The sequence below is a fragment of the Streptomyces tauricus genome, from assembly GCF_014650955.1.
Taxonomy (GTDB): domain Bacteria; phylum Actinomycetota; class Actinomycetes; order Streptomycetales; family Streptomycetaceae; genus Streptomyces; species Streptomyces tauricus.
Genome location: NZ_BMVY01000002.1, coordinates 512,092 through 528,825 on the forward strand (window position 1 = coordinate 512,092; position 16,734 = coordinate 528,825).

The window sequence follows — 16,734 nt, forward strand, 5'->3', positions numbered from 1 at the left end:
GGGCATGTTCCACGGGAAAATGCCATATCTCTCACCCGTCACGCACACGTTGCGTAGCTTCTGCGTCACTCAGCTGAACCGACGGGCGGGAGGGAAGCACCGTGCCCGGAATCGACGAGTGCCTGCTGGAGGCCATGAGACTGCCCGGAGCCCGGGGAGCCTCGGTGGTCGACTGGACCAGCGGACTGGCTCTGGGCACGGTCGGGGACTCACCGAACGGGGATCACGAGGCCACCGCGGCCGAGGCGGCGGAACTCGCCCGGCTCGCCGCCGAACACAAGGCCTTCGCACCCGAGGAAGGAGCCGACTGGTCCGGCGGGCAGCCGCCGGTGGAGGACCTCATCATCAGCAACAGGGACAGCTATCACGTCCTGCGTTTCGTCCGGACGACCTTCGACAGCAGTGTGTTCCTGCATCTGTGGCTGGGACGTTCGGACGGCAATCTCGCCCTGGCCCGAATACGCCTGGGTGAGATGGCGGAACGGCTGGTGGTGGGGTGACCACGATGGAAGCAGGCCCCCTGCCGGGACTGGGCAGACCCGACCCCGACCCGTCCGGCCGGCCGGACGGCGCGGACCGGCAGGCCGGGGCCCCGCCGGTGCTCAGTCCCATGCTCAGCCGTCTCGCGGAGGAGCGCGCCACCGGCGTCCTGACACGGGACCGCGGAGTGCTGTACCTGGTCGAGGGCCAGGTGGTGCACGCCGAGAGCCCCGCGACCCCCGGGCTGGACGTCCTGCTCACCAGCCGCGGGGCGCTGGGTTCCGACGGCTGGTGGGAGGCGGTCTCGCAGGCGGGCGCCGAACGCCGTGTCGGACGGTTCCTGGTCGACAGCGGGCGGCTGGCCGCGGGCGCCCTGGAGCTGTGCCACCTGGGGGCGCTGTACGACGCCGCGTTCTTCACGCTCGGCGCGAGCAGCGGCCCGGCGCGGTTCAGATACGGGGTCGCGCACTGGATCGGCCCCGTACGGCCGGTGACCGTGGACGCGGTGGAGCGCGAGACGCTGCGGCGCCGCGCGCTGCTGCACCGCATCTGGCCTGACCCGGACACGGACACCGCGGAACTGGTCCGGACCGGCCGTGCCGTCGACGCGGTCCTCCCCCCGCGTCAGCGCACGGTCCTCGACCAGGTCGACGGGGAGCGCACGGTCTCGGACATCTCACGGGTCCTCGGCCGGCCGGGATTCCACACGCTGGTCGACGTCCGCCGGCTGGCGGCGGCCGGGATCGTGACGACCCGCGCGCGGACGGTCGAGTGCCGGGCCCCGGAGACCGTCGCACCCCCCGTGTCCCCCATGTCCCCCGTCTCCACTGCGACCGCGCGGGCGGCGCAGGCCGCGCAGGCGTCGGCGGATCCCGACGTGGCCCTGCTGCGCCGGCTCAGAGACGCATTGGAGGCCTTGTGATCCGCGCGCTCCGACAGCGTGCCGAGAGGAGACAACTGATGGCGGCGGAGGCCGAAGTCCTCGACGAACTGCACCGGTTACGGGCCCGGGTGCCCCAGCTGACGGGTGCGCTCGCGGCCAGCGTCGACGGGCTGGTACTGGCCCAGGACACTCCGGGCGTGGAACCGGAGGGGCTGGCCGCCCTCACCGCCGCCGCACTGGGGGTCGCCCTGCGCGTGGCGGACGCGACCGGACGGGGCGACTTCCGCGAACTGCTGCTGCGCGGCGAGCACGGCTATGTGGCGACCTACGCGGCGGGACCCTCCGCCGTACTGACGCTGCTGGCGGGCGACCGGGCGAACGTCGGCCGGCTGCACCTCGAAGGGCGCCGCGCCGGCACCCGGATCGGCGAACTCGTCGAGGCCGCCGCCGAGGCCCAGCCCGCCCCGGCGGCGCGGCCCGCCCCGAAGGCCCTCACGCCCCGCACCAGGACCGCGCGCACCGCGCGCACACTCCCCGGGCCGACCGGTGAGAGCCGCTGAACCCGGCCGCACCGGACCGGCCCCATCCGTCCAACCGACCCGAACCCACATGAACTGAACCGAACCGAAAGGACCGGCACCACCATGACGAACACCGAAACCGCGTTGAAAGAGACCCTGGCCTCCATCGAGGGCGCGACCGGAGCCGCTCTCGTCGACTACACCACCGGGATGGCGCTGGGCACGATCGGCGGCAGCAAGAGCTTCGACCTCACGGTCGCCGCGGCGGGCAACACCGACGTCGTCCGCGCCAAGATCCGCACCATGGAGCACCTGGGCCTGAAGGGCGAGATCGAGGACATCCTGATCACGCTGTCCGACCAGTACCACCTGATCCGGCTGATCAAGGGCCGCGGAGGCAACGGACTCTTCCTCTACCTGGTGCTCGACGCCAAACGCGCCAACCTGGCCATGGCACGCCACCAGTTGAAGAAGATCGAAGGCGACCTGGAGGTCTGACGACCCCAGACGGATCCACACGGGTCCACGCAGATTCGTACGGATCCAGGCGGATCCAGGCGGATCCGGCCGGGAACCGGCGGGAAGAGATCCGGGGGAACCGGATCAGACCAGCACCCCGCCCCGACGCCGCGCCCCACCGGGCGCGGCGTCGCCCGCGGCGATCCCGGTGGCCCGGTAGCCCTTCACGCGCTTGCCCGCCGGAACGCCCGCGCCACGGCCGAGCCAGTCGACCCGCACCCACAGAAGGGACTCGGCCGCCCGTTCGAGCCGGCCGATCCAGGCCGCCTTGAGACGCAGGCCCACTCCGGCGCCGGCGAGCAGCATCCCGCCGGCGGCCGGCACGGCGAACGCGGACCCCAGTGCCGCGGCGAAGGCGAGGAGCACCCACCAGCGGTGCCCCCGGCGCCAGTTCCGTACGGACACCGCCCGGTCCTGCAGCACATCGTGCTTGCTCGCGCGGTCGGCGCCGCGGGCGAGCGCCACGTACCGTTTCCGGCGCGTCAGCAGGACGGCGACCGCCGTGATCAGGAAGAGGGCGGCTCCCGCCAGCACCCCGATCCGCCGTCCCGTCATCCCGGGCACCAGTACGCCCACCCCCGCCGCGACGACCCCGAGCCATCCCAGCGGTGCCGCTCCGGCCCGTACGACGACGGCCACCCGAGCCAGTCCCTGCCCTCCGCGCGCCACGATCCGCCTCCTCACAGACGCCTGTTGTGGCGGGCAGATTAGCGGCCGAACGTGAGACACATATGAGAGAGCCGCAAAAAAACGGCCGGGCGCCGCCGCTCCGCCTCCGAGGTGCCGCTACTCGACGAACAGGCCCCGCGCGGCGGCCCGCGCGTCGAACTCCTCCAGGCGTGCCTGGGCGTCCGGCAGTCCGTCGCACATCGCCTCCAGCAGCACCCGTCCGAGCAGCATCGGCGCGCAGACGGTGTCGAAGGCGAGGCCCGTTCCGACGGCGGCGGGCAGCAGCAGGTCGGACACCTTGGCGACCGGCGCGAACGCGGAGTCCGCGACGGTGACGACGGTCAGCCCGGCCTCCTTCGCGTAGGCGAGGGTGTCCACGACCTCCCGCGGGTGGCGGGGCAGCGCGAAGCACAGCAGTGCGCTGGCCCCGGCCCGCACCGCCGCGTCGATCCGGTCCTGGACCATCGTGCCGCCCTCGTGCAGCAGCCGGACGTCCGGATGGACCTTGGCCGCGAAGTACGCGAAGCCGTACGCCTGGGACGCGGCGGCCCGCAGCCCGAGCACCGGCAGGGGGCGCGAGGCGGCGAGGAGCCGGCCGGCCCGTTCGACGGGGCGCGGGTCCGCGAGGACGGAGGCGAGGTGGCGGAGGTTCTCGATCTCGGCCTCGACGGCCTGCTGGTACTCGTTGTACGAGCCGGTGTCCGCGGCGGGTTCGGCGGGGGCGACCTCGCGCAGGTGCTTGCGCAGGGCCGGGTAGCCGTCGAAGCCGAGGGCGACGGCGAAGCGGGTGACGGAGGGCTGGCTGACCCCGGCGAGTTCGGCGAGCTCCACGCTCGACAGGAACGGCACGTCGGCGGCCCGGCGCACCATGCTGTGCGCGATGCGCCGCTGGGTGGGGGTGAGCCGGTGCCCCTCGAAGAGCGCCTGCAGCCGTCCGGCGGGAGCGTCACTCACCCCCGCGCCGCCCCCGCCACCGCCCGCGCCCCGGCTGTCCGTGCCCGCGTCGCCGTCGCCATCGCCGTCGCCCGGATCCGTATCCCTGTCCATGTCCCTGTCCATGCCCATATTCACGCTCGTGTTCCCGTTCACGCTCATGCCGTGCCCCCACTCCAGATGTCCGTGAACCGGTCGAGCAGCGCGGCCGCCGCCGTCACGTCGTCCGTGAGCGGCCGGTCGGTCGCGTCCGCGTCGAGCACCGACTCGGCGATCTCCAGCGCCCTGCCGACCGGCAGCTCCGGGTCGGGGCGCAGGCCGCGCTGGCGCAACGCCCGTACGGCGGCCACGAGTTCGCAGCCGACCACGAGACGGTACGCGCTGCACGCACGCAGGGTCTGACGTGCGGCGAGCGAGGCGAAGCTCGCCTGCTCCTCGACGCCCCGGGAGAGTACAGCGTGGCCGAGCGAGGCGGGTGCGGAGAAGGCCCGCAGGTCACCGAGGGCGGCCCCGGCGGCGTACTCCAGGATCATCACGCCGGAGGAGGCGGGCTCGTGATCGGCGAGGAAGGGGCGCAGCCGGGTGTAGGAGGGTTCGTTGAGGGTCGACAGGCGGGAGGTCGACAGGCGGGCGACCTGGGTGAGGGAGAGCCTGAAGTGGTCGAGCGCGAGGGCGAGTTGGGCCTGGTAGAAGCCGCCGTGGTGGTAGGCGGCCATGTCCTCGGCACAGATCAGCGGGTTCTCGGCGGCGGCGTTGATCTCGACGGCGAGGACCTCCTCCAGCGCGTCTGCCGCGTCGTGCGCGGGACCGTGGATCTGGGGCACGCACCGGAAGCCGTACGGGTCCTGGATGCGGCCGAGCGGCGGGGTCGGCCGGTCGGGGGCGCCGATCATCTCCCGCATCCGGCGGGCCACCTCGGTCGATCCGCGATGCGGCCGGGCGGCGTGGACGGGCGCCGCGTAGGCCTCGTACGAGCCGTCCACCGCGACGAGTGACAGCGCGGCGACGACCTGCGTGGCCCCGATGAGCCCGCGCAGTTCATGAAGGGCGAGCGCGGACTGGCCGAGGGTGAGGGCGTTGCTGCTGATGAGCGCGAGGGCGTCGTTGTTGTCGAGCGGCTGCGGCTCGGGCGCGCGCACCTTCGCGGTGGCACCCCGCCACGGGTGCTCCCCCGCCAGCGCCAGCCCCACCTGGGCCAGGGCCGCGATGTCGCCGGTCCCCACTGAGCCGAACTCGTTCACGACGGGGTACGCGCCGCTCTCCAGCGCCTCGCACAGCGCGGTGACGACGGTGGGGCGCAGGCCGGCGCCGCCCGCGAGGAGCTGGTTGGCCCGCACGGCGAGCATCGCCCGGACCTCCCGGGCGGGCAGCTCGGCCCCGATGGCCCCCGCGTGGCTGCGCAGCAGGCGCAGACCGTGCTCGGCGGCAGCCTCGGTGGGCACGTCCTCGTTCCGGTTCGCGCCGACCCCGGTGGAACGGCCGTACACGCGGCCGGTCGCGGCGATGCGCCGGGCCGCGTCCCAGGACTCCTCGACGCGCTTCATGGCGTCGGAGCCGGGGACGGGTCGCGCGGACCCGTCGGCGAGGCGTACGACGTCGGCGACACCCGTGCTGTAACCGTCCAGCACCACGAGGCCGACCGTCACCTCGCCCACCGTGTCCACATCCCGAGACGACATAGAGCGCAAACTCCCCTCACACCGGGCCTTCGGTCTTGCCTGTCGCTCAAGGAAACCCGCGATCAGCTCCACACCGTTGCCACGCTATTCAAGTAGAGAGAACTCTGCATGACTATATGCAGCGCGAGCAAGGGACACCTCATGATCCAGTCCGACGCGGTCCACCTGCGTTCGTGGGCGAACGTGGGGGCGGGCCCAGCGCGGACAGGGGGGCTAACCCCCGTGCCAAGCCGGCGCCGGCTCCCTACCGTGGACCGCATGACCGGAATGGAAGCCCGCGACGCCGAACTCAAGAAGGAACTCGACGCCACCTTGCACGCACGCAAGGAACTGGGCGCCGACTACGAGTCCGCGCTGGTCGACTCGTTCCTGGAAAAGGTCGAACAGCGTCTGGACGGCGCGGTCGACCGCCGGGTGCGCCGCCAGCTCGCGGAACAGCAGATGGTGGTGGCCCGGGACGCGCGCTCCCCGCAGGGGTCCTCGGACACCTGGGGCGAGCGCTTCGGATTCGGGATCGTCTCGCTCGTCCTCGCGGTCCCCCTGTCCGCCATCGGCGGTGGCGTCGCCGACCTGCCCGGCCTGCTGGTCGCGTGGGCGGGCATCGTCGGCGTCAACGTGGTCCAGGCCGCCCGCTTCTCACCGAACCTCTTCGGACGCCGCAAGGCCAAGCAGGACTCGGACTGGGACGGGTGACGGGGAGACACGGAGCGTAGGACGGCACGGGGAACAGCACGGCACGGGGAACAGAGCGGCACGAGAAGCGCAGCGGCACGGGAACGCCGAAGGGCCCGGTACCTGATCAGGTACCGGGCTCTCGGGGAAGCTTGCGCGGGGGCCGCCGCACCCCCGTTGCCGGGGGGCGGGACGACGGCGGTCCCCGCGAGGGACGCGAGCCGGGTCAGGGCCGAGCTGCGCGTCCATTGGCGTCCATGGAGGTCCGGGAGCCGCTCCGGAGGTCCTTGGCGCCGTTTTGGTGCCGGCCGGGGCGGGGAGCCGCTCCCGCCCTTGCCGACATCCACCAATGTGCCGTACCCGTGTTAAGCGTGTGCTGCGTGGACGTGACGCGCTCGTACCACTTCTACGAAGTTCCGCCGTGACCGCTCCCGCGGGAAGTTCCCCTCCGGCGCGCACGGTTCACCGGAGGTCCTCCCGCCGTCCACCCGAGGTGGCCGCCCTCCTGCCGCCCGGGGCGGAGGTCCTACTGCCGGCCGCCCTTGGCGAGGAAGGACAGCAGGTCCTGGCGGCTGACGACGCCGGTGGGCTTGCCCTCGACCAGGACGATCGCGGCGTCGGCCGCGCCGAGCACGGTCATCAGGTCGCCCACCGGCTCACCGGAGCCGACCTGCGGCAGCGGCGCCGACATGTGCTTCTCCAGCGGGTCGGTGAGGGAGGCGCGCTGGGTGAACAGCGCGTCGAGCAGTTCCCGTTCGACGACGGAGCCCACGACCTCGGCGGCCATCACGTCCGGGTGTCCGGCGCCCGGCTTCACGATGGGCATCTGCGAGACGCCGTACTCGCGCAGCACCTCGATCGCCTCGCCGACCGTCTCGTCGGGGTGCATGTGGACGAGCTGCGGCATCGCGCCGTGCACCTTGTCGCTGAGGACGTCGGCGACACGGGCGCTGGGGCCCTCGTCCTCCAGGAAGCCGTAGTCGGCCATCCACTCGTCGTTGAAGATCTTGCTGAGGTACCCGCGCCCGCTGTCCGGGAGGAGGACGACCACGACGTCGTCCGGGCCGAGCCGCTCCGCGACCCGCAGCGCGGCCACGACGGCCATCCCGCAGGAGCCGCCGACGAGCAGGCCCTCCTCCTTGGCGAGGCGCCGGGTCATCTGGAAGGAGTCCTTGTCGGACACGGCGACGATCTCGTCCGCGACCGTCCGGTCGTACGCGGTCGGCCAGAAGTCCTCACCGACACCCTCGACGAGGTACGGCCGACCGGAGCCGCCGGAGTACACGGACCCCTCGGGGTCGGCGCCCACGACCTGGACCCTGCCGTCGCTGGCGTCCTTCAGGTACCGGCCGGTGCCGGAGATGGTGCCGCCGGTGCCGACGCCCGTGACGAAGTGGGTGATCCGCCCGTCCGTCTGCGTCCACAGCTCAGGGCCGGTGGAGTGATAGTGCGAGGCGGGATTGTCGGGGTTGGAGTACTGGTCGGGCTTCCAGGCTCCGGGCGTCTCGCGCACCAGCCGGTCGGAGACGTTGTAGTACGAGTCCGGGTGCTCGGGGTCGACCGCCGTCGGGCAGACGACGACCTCGGCCCCGTACGCGCGCAGCACGTTGATCTTGTCGGTGCTCACCTTGTCGGGGCATACGAAGATGCACTTGTAGCCCTTGGTCTGGGCCACGATGGCAAGGCCCACACCCGTGTTGCCGCTGGTCGGCTCGACGATGGTGCCGCCCGGCTGCAGTGCGCCGCTCTTCTCCGCGGCCTCGATCATGCGCAGCGCGATGCGGTCCTTCACGGAGCCGCCGGGGTTGAAGTACTCGACCTTCGCGAGGACGGTCGCCTGGATGCCGGCGGTCACGCTGTTGAGCCTCACCAGCGGGGTGTTGCCGACGAGACTGATCATCGAGTCGTGGAATTGCACCGTTGTCTCCGGAGCTGAAAAGAAATGGTCGGGATGGTTCCGTCAGCCTAAGCCCCTCCTGGGCGTACACGCCGCGTCGAGATTGGCCGACGGTCTCTACGGGGCAAGGAGTGGGTGTACGGCTAGAAGGAGGTGGCGGCTTCGCATGTCGAGCTTGTCGAGGGCGAGGGTGGCACGGCGGATCGCGGCGGGCGCGGCGTACGGCGGCGGCGGGATCGGGCTGTTGGGCGCGGCGACGGTCGGAGTGGTGCTGGCCGAGGTGCAGCTGGCGAAACGGCAGGTGGGCCATGGGCGCAGTCCGCACCCACCGAGCGCGGACGGCCTGTACGGGTACGCGTACGCCGGTGGGGAGGAACCGCTGCGCCTGACGATGCTCGGTGACTCGACGGCGGCGGGGCAGGGGGTGCACCGGGCCCGGCAGACCCCGGGCGCGCTGCTGGCGTCCGGGCTCGCGGCGGTGGCGGAACGGCCGGTGCGGCTGCGGAACGTGGCACTGCCCGGCGCCCAGTCCGACGACCTGGACCGCCAGGTCCGGCTGGTCCTCGCGGATCCGGACGGGGTGCCCGAGGTGTGCGTGATCATGGTCGGCGCGAACGACGTGACGCACCGGATGCCGGCGACCCGGTCGGTCCGTCATCTGTCGGCCGCGGTACGCCGACTGCGTACGGCCGGTGCGGAGGTGATCGTCGGCACCTGTCCCGACCTGGGCACGATCGAGCCGGTCCACCGGCCGCTGCGGTGGTTCGCGCGGCGGGCCTCGCGGCAGCTGGCCGCCGCGCAGACGATCGGCACGGTCGAGCAGGGCGGGCGGACGGTGTCGCTGGGCGACCTGCTGGGACCGGAGTTCGCGGAGAACCCGCGGGAGCTGTTCGGGCCCGACAGCTACCACCCCTCGGCGGAGGGGTACGCGACGGCGGCGATGGCGGTGCTGCCGACGGTGTGCGCGGCGCTGGGGCTGTGGCCGGCGGAGGAGGAGCGGCCGGACGTGACCCGTCGGGAGGGGTTCCTTCCGGTCGCCCGGGCGGCTGTGGAAGCGGCCTCGGAGCCGGGTACGGAGGTGGCGGCGGCGATGCCCACGGGTCCGCGCGGCCCCTGGGCCCTCCTGAAGCGCCGCCGTCGCCGCCGCGTCCCGGCCTCGGACCCGGCGCCGACATCGGCCTGACCGCCACTGCCCCGGGGCTCCGGCCCCGGGCCCCGCTGCGCGGTTCCCCGCGCCCCCGGGTACCCGGGGGCGCGGGGAACCGCGCAGTCCTGTACGCCCACCTGCGAGAAAAGCAAGCGCTTGGAAAGTGCGGTCGGAGTCACACCGCGACACCCGTGACCTCGCCCATACGGACGGGTAGCTTCCCAAGCAGGTCCGCCCCATCACCCGCGACGCCAATGGAGCCGTAGATGCCCGAAGCCGTGATCGTCTCGACCGCCCGCTCCCCCATCGGCCGCGCATTCAAGGGCTCCCTCAAGGACCTGCGCCCCGACGACCTCACCGCCACCATCATCCAGGCGGCCCTCGCCAAGGTCCCGGAGCTGGACCCGAAGGACATCGAGGACCTGATGCTCGGCTGCGGCCTCCCCGGCGGCGAGCAGGGCAACAACCTCGGCCGCATCGTGGCCGTGCAGATGGGCATGGACCACCTCCCCGGCTGCACGATCACCCGTTACTGTTCCTCCTCGCTCCAGACGACCCGCATGGCCCTGCACGCCATCAAGGCGGGCGAGGGCGACGTCTTCATCTCGGCGGGCGTCGAGCTGGTGTCGCGCTTCACGAAGGGCAACTCCGACAGCCTCCCGGACACCCACAACCCGTTCTTCGCGGACGCGGAGGCCCGCACCGCCGAGGTCGCCGCGAGCGAGGGCGCGTCCTGGCACGACCCGCGCGAGGACGGCCTCGTCCCGGACGCGTACATCGCGATGGGCCAGACCGCGGAGAACCTCGCCCGGATCAAGGGCGTCACCCGCCAGGACATGGACGAGTTCGGGGTCCGCTCGCAGAACCTCGCCGAGGAAGCCATCAAGAACGGCTTCTGGGAGCGCGAGATCACCCCGGTGACCACCCCGGACGGCACGGTCGTCAGCAAGGACGACGGCCCCCGCGCCGGCGTCACGCTGGACGGCGTCGCGGGCCTCAAGCCCGTCTTCCGCCCCGACGGCATGGTCACGGCGGGCAACTGCTGCCCGCTGAACGACGGCGCCGCCGCCCTCGTGATCATGTCGGACACGAAGGCCCGCGAGCTGGGGCTGGCCCCGCTGGCCCGGATCGTCTCGACCGGTGTCACCGGCCTCTCCCCCGAGATCATGGGCCTGGGCCCGGTCGAGGCGTCGAAGCAGGCCCTGTCCCGCGCCGGTCTGACCGTCGGCGACATCGACCTGTTCGAGATCAACGAGGCGTTCGCCGCCCAGGTGATCCCGTCCTACCGCGACCTGGAGATCCCGCTGGAGAAGCTGAACGTGAACGGCGGCGCGATCGCCGTCGGCCACCCCTTCGGCATGACCGGCGCCCGCATCACCGGCACGCTGATCAACTCCCTCCAGTTCCACGACAAGCAGTTCGGCCTGGAGACGATGTGCGTGGGCGGCGGCCAGGGCATGGCGATGGTCATCGAGCGCCTGAGCTGACCCCGAAGCACAGTTTCCGTAACCCGAGTTGAACGCAGGGTGAACGAAACGGCCCCGGGTCCCGTCCCCGATGGGACTCTGGGTCGTTTTGTGATCGAATCTCCCCCAGGATGTGACCTAACTCCCTTCAGGGAGGGATTCATGCAGGTCAGAGCCGGTCCGCAGGTAAACGTCAGGGCTAAAGTCCTGTCCCTTTCGTGACGTTACGCACTGACAGCTGGTTAGTCCACCCTTCAAGCTGATGTAGGAAGTCGGGGGTCGACTTTGAACCGGGAGTACGTCAGTGAGCACCACGTTTCTCGCTCTGCTGCTCGCCACAGCCACCACCACGGCCGTGGGCGTCGCCGTTCTGCGCACCCTGCTGGCCCTGCGCCGACAGGTGGCCGCCCTGCACACCGAACTCGCCAGAAGCCGCTCCACGGTCCTCAGCGGCCTCGTACCGGCCGCCCGGGGAGCCTCGGACGCCGACGAGATACGCGCCGCCGTCGCCGAGGCCCTCGCCGAGGAGCGCGAGCGTGAGCTCGCGGAGGCCCGCGCGTTCTGGGCCGCCCAGGAGGCACGCGACGCCGGTGACGCGCCGACACTGCTCGGCCTGCCCGACAGCGAGCTGTTCCTGCCGCGCCAGTCGGACTTCATCGGCCTCGAACACCTGGAGCCGGTGACCGAACCGGCCGCAGACGCCGACGAGTTCGCCGGGGACTCCCCCGAGCTGGCCGCGGCCCGCCGCCGCCACCCCTCGCACCCGGACTTCGTCCCGGTCCAGTCGCCGATGGTGAACGACCACGAGCGCACGGTGTCCTGCCTGGAGGAACTCGCCGATTCCCGTACGGAGTTGGCGGACGTCCGCCCCGGCCCCCTCGGCACGCTCGACGTGTACGTCTTCGCCGACGGCACCACCCTCTGCATGACCCCGGGCCACCGCGAGACCGCCGAGCGCCTCGCCGAGTCCCTGCGCACCGGCCACCCGCCCGTCCTGCTCGGCGGCTCGGGAGTCTCGGGCGCCTACGCGCTCACCTTCGAGTGCGGCCAGGAGAACGTCTACGTGCTGGCGGACCGGGTCATAGCGTCGCTGTAGGCATCCGCGTCGCTGAAGGCACCGCGTCGCCGTAGGCACCGTTCCGCCGTAAGCGTGCGCGTCGCCGTGAGTGCCCGGGTCCGTCCACTGGTCCGGCCGGGGGCGCGTGAGCGTTCGCGCCCGGCGCTCAGACGCCCGCCCTCTTCTGCGCCTCCTCCACGAGCACCAGCGCCTCCGCCAGTTCCGCCTCGGTCCTCAGTACGAGCGCGAGGTCGTGCACGGCCACCGTGATCTGGTCCGCCGACGCGAACATGCCCGCGTCCGGCATCTCCCGGGGGGCCCGCTCGGGGTCCTCCAGCCGCTGGGCGCGCAGGGCCAACTCCCTGGCCAGGCCCAGTGCCTCGGCCGCGGCTCCCCGTTGCAGCCGGCTCTGCGGCGCGGCCCGCAACCGGTCGGCGAAGTGGTCCACGGCACGGGTCAACGGCGTCGTATCAAGCACGTCGCGAGACTACGCGTCGCAACCGGACTGTTGCCAACGACCGAACCCTCAGGCACGGTGGCGTGAAGGACCGGCTTACATCCCCTTTGCGTCCGGAGGCGCCGATGTCCCAAGTCTTCTCCGCGGAGACCCATCGCAATCTGCTCGCCCGCATCCCCCACTGCACCGGTCGTGAGATCTCCGACTGGCTGCGCACCGTCGACGAAGGCCCCGCACTCCACCGCTTCGAGGAGAAGGTCAGCTGGCTCCGTGCCGAGCACGACCTCGCGTACGGCCACGCCAAGGCGATCATCCACGAGTACGACCTGAGGAGGGCCGCGCGCAACCTGCGCTGAGCGCGCGCCACGCTCCGGCACCGAAAAGAATGAAGGGCCCCGCGAACCGAGGTTCGCGGGGCCCTTCATCTCAGGCACTGACTACCGGTGGAGCTAATCGTTGCCGCTGAAGATCGCTACCAGTCGCAGCATCTCCAGGTAGATCCAGACGAGGCTCATGGTCAGACCGAACGCGGCCAGCCACGCTTCGTCACGCGGCGCGCCGTAGGCGATACCGTCCTCGATCTGCTTGAAGTCGAGCGTCAGGAAGAACGCGCCCAGGACGATCGCCAGGATGCCGACGATCGCGCCCAGCGGGCCCATGCTGCGCAGCCCGCCGTCGTCGGCGACACCGAAGACGACCAGCAGCAGGTTGACCGCCATGACCAGCACGAAGGCGATCGCGATGGCCATACCGATGCGCGCGTACCTCGCGGTGACGCGGATCCAGCCCGCCTTGTAGATCAGCAGGGTGGCGCCGGAGACGGCCATGGTGCCGAGCACGGCCTGGAAGGGCGCGCCGGACCACCTGCTGTTGTACATCTCGCTGATCACGCCGAGGAACACGCCCTCGAAGGCGGCGTACGCCAGGATCAGCGGGGGCGAGGCCTTGCGCTTGAAGGCCTGGACCAGCGCGAAGACCATCGCGATGAGAGCCGAGCCGATGGCCAGGCCGAAGCTGCTCGACGTGACCGGCAGCAGGACCCAGGCGAGAACGGCGCCGACGGTGACGGTACCGAGGGTCATGGCCGTCCGCGCGACGACGTCGTCCATCGTCATGCGGCCGGCGGCGGACGGGGCCTGCGGCGGTGCGCCGTGCTGCAGGTCCTGCTGTGCGTACGGGTTCTGAGCGTAAGGATTCTGCGCGTACGGGTTGCCGCTCTGCGAGGCGCCGGGGGCACCCTGTGCGTACGGGTTCCCCTGCGTTCCGACAGCGGGGCCCCCGGCCTGCGGCGCCGCGTTGAAGCCCGCGTAGCCGTTGTCGCGGCTGAACCCCCGTCGCGAGAAGACCGGGTTGCTGCTCCTCATTTCACTCCTCCATGGCCACCTTGCGCGGCCTTGGCTCAAGAGTAATGGGTAGGCAAAAGAATGCATCTAGTGCCTGGGGAGGATCTTTCCCCTCTTGTGACCGGGAACACCGGGTCTCACCCCTGCATTCCCCACGTACCGGTAGAACGCCGGTACGTACCGGTCCGGTTCCCCCGCCAGGGGTCTTTCACTCCAGGGCGAAGCCGGTGTACCCCTCGGCGAGGTCCTGCTCGGCGGCGCGCGCGGAGGCCAGCCGCTCCAGCCGGGCCAGCTGGATACGGTCCTCGAAGGGCGTCGCGCCGGGCGGGCGGTGCAGCAGTGTCGTCATCTCGTAGGAGAACCGTTCGGCCTGCCACACGCGGCGCAGGCAGGTCGCGGAGTAGGCGTCGAGCAGCGCGTCGGAGCCGGTGTCCCGCCGGTGCTCCAGCGCCCGCGCGAAGGTCACGACGTCACCCACAGCGAGGTTCAGGCCCTTGGCGCCGGTCGGCGGCACGATGTGGGCGGCGTCCCCGGCCAGGAAGAGCCGCCCGTGCCGCATCGGCTCGTGGACATGGCTGCGCATGGGGGTGACGGACTTCGCGGTGATGGGACCCCTCGCGAGCCGCCAGTCGTCGTCCGTCTCGAAGCGGCGCTCCAGCTCGTCCCAGATCGCCTCGTCGCTCCACGACTCGGCGTCCGTGCCCTCGGGCACCTGGAGGTAGAGCCGCGAGACGACCGGCGAGCGCATGGACAGCAGGGCGAAACCGCGGTCGTGACGGGCGTAGACGAGCTCGTCGTGCGACGGGGGCACGTCGGCGAGGATCCCCAGCCACCCGAAGGGGTACGTCCGCTCGAAGACCTGTGTGAGCTCCTCGGGGACCGCCTTGCGGGCCACGCCCCAGAAACCGTCGCACCCGACGACGTACGCGCACTCCAGGACGTCCTCGCGCCCCTCGTGGCGGAAGCGCACCCGGGGGCTGCCCGTGTCGGCCCCCTCCACGGCCAGCGCCTCCGCCTCGAAGAGCAGCGGGCCGCCCTCCTTGAGCTGCAGCGCGATGAGGTCCTTGCACACCTCGGTCTGGGCGTAGACCATCACGGACCGGCCGCCGGTGAGGGCCGGGAAGTCGATCCGGTGGCGCCGGCGCGCGAACCGCAGCTCGATGCCGTCGTGGCGCAGCCCCTCACGGTCCATACGGGCGCCGGCGCCCGCGGCGCGCAGCACGTCCACGGTCCCCTGCTCCAGGATTCCGGCCCGTTGGCGCTGCTCCACGTAACCGCGGTCGCGGCTCTCCAGTACGACGGAGTCGATCCCCGCGTTGTGCAGCAGCCTCGCCAGCAGCAGACCGGCCGGCCCGGCCCCGATGATCCCGACGGTGGTACGCATCGACACGCCCCTTCGCGCTCCGACGACTCCCGTGAGCGCCGTCAGCGTAGTTCGCCGCCGTCCGCCGTCGTGAGCCTTTGTTCGCTGAGTGAAGTTTTATTCACTCTTCTCGCTCACGAGAGTCTCCGACGGGCGGAACCCGCTGTCAACGGTCGAGTGGTGAAGTCTTCAATGAAGGATGCACCCTTCATCGCGATACGCCGGGAAGGGCGGAGAAGGGTGAAAGTGTCGGTGGTGCCCGGAACCGGACTTGAACCGGTACGCCCGTTAAGGGCAGCGAGGTTTAAGCTCGCCGTGTCTGCATTCCACCATCCGGGCAGGCCATGGACTCCGCTTCGAGTGTCCCGAGCCTATCGGGACAGATCCCCCGAACAGCGGTGGGGCGACCCGATGTTGTCTTATTTTATTGGCGTCTGAGGGTGCATCAGCCCACGGTATGCGCCATCCGCACATGCCACGTGCCTTTCGACGGGCGCGGGACGGCGCCCGGGGAATGACGTGATTTCACCGCCCGAACGAGCGGAACCTGACGAACCGTCGCCGTTTCGCTCTCAGGGGCGGGTGTCATCCCCAGGTATGACCCGCAGCCGCGAGGTCCGACCCGAGTCCCCCCTCGGAACCGGAACAGGGGGTGACTACACGGCGGCGGTCGGCGCCGACGATGGAACGGTCGTCCACTCGTCGTCGTACCGACAAGGAGCACCCCTCCGTGACCACCACTCCCCTCGCCGAACGGACCACCACGGTGGCCGCCCGTGCCACGGAACTGTCGAAGGTCTACGGACAGGGGGAGACCCAGGTGGTCGCTCTGGACCGGGTCTCCGTCGACTTCCGGCAGGCCGAGTTCACCGCGATCATGGGACCCTCCGGCTCCGGCAAGTCCACGCTGATGCACTGCGTCGCGGGGCTGGACAGCTTCTCCTCCGGCTCGGTCCGCATCGGTGAGACCGAACTGGGCTCGCTCAAGGACAAGCAGCTGACGAAGTTGCGCCGGGACAAGATCGGCTTCATCTTCCAGGCGTTCAACCTGCTGCCGACCCTCACCGCGCTGGAGAACATCACGCTCCCCATGGACATCGCCGGCCGCAAGCCGGACAAGGACTGGCTGCACAAGGTGATCGAGATGGTGGGGCTGGCCGACCGGCTCTCCCACCGGCCCTCCGAGCTCTCCGGCGGCCAGCAGCAGCGCGTGGCCGTGGCGCGCGCGCTGGCGTCCCGCCCGGACATCATCTTCGGCGACGAGCCGACGGGAAACCTGGACTCGCGCTCGGGCGCGGAGGTACTGGGCTTCCTGCGCAACTCCGTGCGTGAGCTGGGGCAGACGGTCGTGATGGTCACCCATGACCCGGTCGCGGCGGCGTACGCGGACCGGGTGATCTTCCTGGCCGACGGGCGCGTGGTGGACGAGGTGCACGCGCCGACGGCCGACGCGGTGCTGGACCGCATGAAGCGCTTCGACGCGAAGGGCCGCACGAGCTGACGGCACGCCCTTTACGGGCCCCGGCCCGAGCCGTTCATCTCGCCCGCGGGCGGATGGGGACGCCCCGACGGGGGCGGGCCGCGCGCCTCGCCCGCCGATGGGGGCGGGCCGCGCACCTCGCTCACCTATGGAGGCGAGCCGGTGAGG

At 71.4% G+C, this 16,734-nt stretch carries 17 protein-coding genes and 1 tRNA gene; 10 read left to right on the forward strand and 8 right to left on the reverse strand.

Features of this window, described 5'->3' with window-relative positions; all coding sequences use genetic code 11:
- The first annotated feature begins 101 nt into the window (after positions 1 to 101).
- The 4 genes from IE278_RS06850 to IE278_RS06865 all read left to right on the forward strand — a co-directional run bounded on the left by IE278_RS06850 (position 102) and on the right by IE278_RS06865 (position 2,382).
- Entirely contained in the window at positions 102 to 500 is a 399-nt protein-coding gene (locus IE278_RS06850) for a hypothetical protein (RefSeq protein WP_107015662.1), read from the forward strand.
- Positions 501 to 610: 110 nt separating this feature from the next.
- Complete coding sequence (locus IE278_RS06855; RefSeq protein ID WP_189769898.1) at positions 611 to 1,402, forward strand: transcriptional regulator; 792 nt, start codon at positions 611 to 613, stop codon at positions 1,400 to 1,402.
- A gap of 38 nt (positions 1,403 to 1,440) precedes the next feature.
- Complete coding sequence (locus IE278_RS06860) at positions 1,441 to 1,923, forward strand: roadblock/LC7 domain-containing protein (RefSeq protein WP_189769748.1); 483 nt, start codon at positions 1,441 to 1,443, stop codon at positions 1,921 to 1,923.
- Positions 1,924 to 2,007: 84 nt separating this feature from the next.
- A complete protein-coding gene (locus IE278_RS06865) occupies positions 2,008 to 2,382 on the forward strand; it encodes a roadblock/LC7 domain-containing protein (protein ID WP_189769750.1) in 375 nt (124 codons plus the stop codon).
- A gap of 105 nt (positions 2,383 to 2,487) precedes the next feature.
- Here the strand turns inward: IE278_RS06865 and IE278_RS06870 are convergent, their stop codons facing one another.
- From IE278_RS06870 to IE278_RS06880, 3 genes are all read right to left on the reverse strand, one after another.
- Positions 2,488 to 3,072: a hypothetical protein gene (locus IE278_RS06870; RefSeq protein WP_189769752.1), complete on the reverse strand. Its 585-nt coding sequence runs from the start codon at positions 3,070 to 3,072 to the stop codon at positions 2,488 to 2,490.
- Between the two features lie 117 nt (positions 3,073 to 3,189).
- The gene (locus IE278_RS06875) at positions 3,190 to 4,119 is read right to left on the reverse strand and encodes a MurR/RpiR family transcriptional regulator (RefSeq protein ID WP_246570049.1); all 930 of its coding nucleotides are present in this window, start codon (positions 4,117 to 4,119) and stop codon (positions 3,190 to 3,192) included.
- A 44-nt stretch (positions 4,120 to 4,163) separates the two neighbouring features.
- Positions 4,164 to 5,684, reverse strand: coding sequence for an aromatic amino acid ammonia-lyase (locus tag IE278_RS06880; protein ID WP_189769754.1), 1,521 nt, complete (start codon positions 5,682 to 5,684; stop codon positions 4,164 to 4,166).
- Positions 5,685 to 5,942: 258 nt separating this feature from the next.
- Between IE278_RS06880 and IE278_RS06885 the strand changes: the two genes are divergently transcribed.
- Positions 5,943 to 6,377 carry a hypothetical protein gene (locus IE278_RS06885; protein ID WP_189769756.1) on the forward strand — a complete coding sequence of 145 codons (435 nt, stop codon included), beginning with the start codon at positions 5,943 to 5,945 and terminating at the stop codon, positions 6,375 to 6,377.
- Positions 6,378 to 6,882: 505 nt separating this feature from the next.
- Here IE278_RS06885 and IE278_RS06890 read toward each other — a convergent pair.
- Entirely contained in the window at positions 6,883 to 8,274 is a 1,392-nt protein-coding gene (locus IE278_RS06890; protein ID WP_189769757.1) for a cystathionine beta-synthase, read from the reverse strand.
- A 145-nt stretch (positions 8,275 to 8,419) separates the two neighbouring features.
- On the opposite strand from IE278_RS06890, the gene IE278_RS06895 reads away from it, so the two are divergent.
- From IE278_RS06895 to IE278_RS06905, 3 genes are all read left to right on the forward strand, one after another.
- Positions 8,420 to 9,436 carry an SGNH/GDSL hydrolase family protein gene (locus IE278_RS06895; protein ID WP_189769758.1) on the forward strand — a complete coding sequence of 339 codons (1,017 nt, stop codon included), beginning with the start codon at positions 8,420 to 8,422 and terminating at the stop codon, positions 9,434 to 9,436.
- Between the two features lie 230 nt (positions 9,437 to 9,666).
- Positions 9,667 to 10,887 carry an acetyl-CoA C-acetyltransferase gene (locus IE278_RS06900; protein WP_189769759.1) on the forward strand — a complete coding sequence of 407 codons (1,221 nt, stop codon included), beginning with the start codon at positions 9,667 to 9,669 and terminating at the stop codon, positions 10,885 to 10,887.
- A 283-nt stretch (positions 10,888 to 11,170) separates the two neighbouring features.
- Positions 11,171 to 11,962 carry a hypothetical protein gene (locus IE278_RS06905; protein WP_189769760.1) on the forward strand — a complete coding sequence of 264 codons (792 nt, stop codon included), beginning with the start codon at positions 11,171 to 11,173 and terminating at the stop codon, positions 11,960 to 11,962.
- Positions 11,963 to 12,089: 127 nt separating this feature from the next.
- Here the strand turns inward: IE278_RS06905 and IE278_RS06910 are convergent, their stop codons facing one another.
- Positions 12,090 to 12,401, reverse strand: a complete 312-nt coding sequence (locus IE278_RS06910) for a hypothetical protein (RefSeq protein ID WP_189769761.1) — start codon at positions 12,399 to 12,401, stop codon at positions 12,090 to 12,092.
- A 104-nt stretch (positions 12,402 to 12,505) separates the two neighbouring features.
- On the opposite strand from IE278_RS06910, the gene IE278_RS06915 reads away from it, so the two are divergent.
- Positions 12,506 to 12,736 (forward strand): DUF4287 domain-containing protein, encoded by a 231-nt coding sequence (locus tag IE278_RS06915; RefSeq protein ID WP_107015651.1) that lies wholly within the window; start codon positions 12,506 to 12,508, stop codon positions 12,734 to 12,736.
- Between the two features lie 93 nt (positions 12,737 to 12,829).
- On the opposite strand, the gene IE278_RS06920 is transcribed toward IE278_RS06915, so the two are convergent.
- The 3 genes from IE278_RS06920 to IE278_RS06930 all read right to left on the reverse strand — a co-directional run bounded on the left by IE278_RS06920 (position 12,830) and on the right by IE278_RS06930 (position 15,425).
- Complete coding sequence (locus tag IE278_RS06920) at positions 12,830 to 13,744, reverse strand: Bax inhibitor-1/YccA family protein (protein WP_189769762.1); 915 nt, start codon at positions 13,742 to 13,744, stop codon at positions 12,830 to 12,832.
- A gap of 187 nt (positions 13,745 to 13,931) precedes the next feature.
- A complete protein-coding gene (locus IE278_RS06925; protein ID WP_189769763.1) occupies positions 13,932 to 15,107 on the reverse strand; it encodes a 4-hydroxybenzoate 3-monooxygenase in 1,176 nt (391 codons plus the stop codon).
- A gap of 232 nt (positions 15,108 to 15,339) precedes the next feature.
- A tRNA-Leu gene (locus tag IE278_RS06930) sits at positions 15,340 to 15,425 on the reverse strand.
- A gap of 391 nt (positions 15,426 to 15,816) precedes the next feature.
- On the opposite strand from IE278_RS06930, the gene IE278_RS06935 reads away from it, so the two are divergent.
- Positions 15,817 to 16,587: an ABC transporter ATP-binding protein gene (locus IE278_RS06935; protein WP_189769765.1), complete on the forward strand. Its 771-nt coding sequence runs from the start codon at positions 15,817 to 15,819 to the stop codon at positions 16,585 to 16,587.
- Positions 16,588 to 16,734: the final 147 nt, after the last annotated feature.

Excerpts from the sequence above, each read along its gene's own strand:
- IE278_RS06865 (WP_189769750.1), top strand. The coding sequence starts at position 2,008 with ATGACGAACACCGAAACCGCGTTGAAAGAGACCCTGGCCTCCATCGAG.
- IE278_RS06875 (WP_246570049.1), bottom strand. The coding sequence starts at position 4,119 with ATGGACAGGGATACGGATCCGGGCGACGGCGATGGCGACGGCGACGCG.
- IE278_RS06860 (WP_189769748.1), top strand. The coding sequence starts at position 1,441 with ATGGCGGCGGAGGCCGAAGTCCTCGACGAACTGCACCGGTTACGGGCC.
- IE278_RS06915 (WP_107015651.1), top strand. The coding sequence starts at position 12,506 with ATGTCCCAAGTCTTCTCCGCGGAGACCCATCGCAATCTGCTCGCCCGC.
- IE278_RS06855 (WP_189769898.1), top strand. The coding sequence starts at position 611 with ATGCTCAGCCGTCTCGCGGAGGAGCGCGCCACCGGCGTCCTGACACGG.
- IE278_RS06920 (WP_189769762.1), bottom strand. The coding sequence starts at position 13,744 with ATGAGGAGCAGCAACCCGGTCTTCTCGCGACGGGGGTTCAGCCGCGAC.
- IE278_RS06880 (WP_189769754.1), bottom strand. The coding sequence starts at position 5,684 with ATGTCGTCTCGGGATGTGGACACGGTGGGCGAGGTGACGGTCGGCCTC.
- IE278_RS06885 (WP_189769756.1), top strand. The coding sequence starts at position 5,943 with ATGACCGGAATGGAAGCCCGCGACGCCGAACTCAAGAAGGAACTCGAC.
- IE278_RS06900 (WP_189769759.1), top strand. The coding sequence starts at position 9,667 with ATGCCCGAAGCCGTGATCGTCTCGACCGCCCGCTCCCCCATCGGCCGC.
- IE278_RS06925 (WP_189769763.1), bottom strand. The coding sequence starts at position 15,107 with ATGCGTACCACCGTCGGGATCATCGGGGCCGGGCCGGCCGGTCTGCTG.
- IE278_RS06895 (WP_189769758.1), top strand. The coding sequence starts at position 8,420 with ATGTCGAGCTTGTCGAGGGCGAGGGTGGCACGGCGGATCGCGGCGGGC.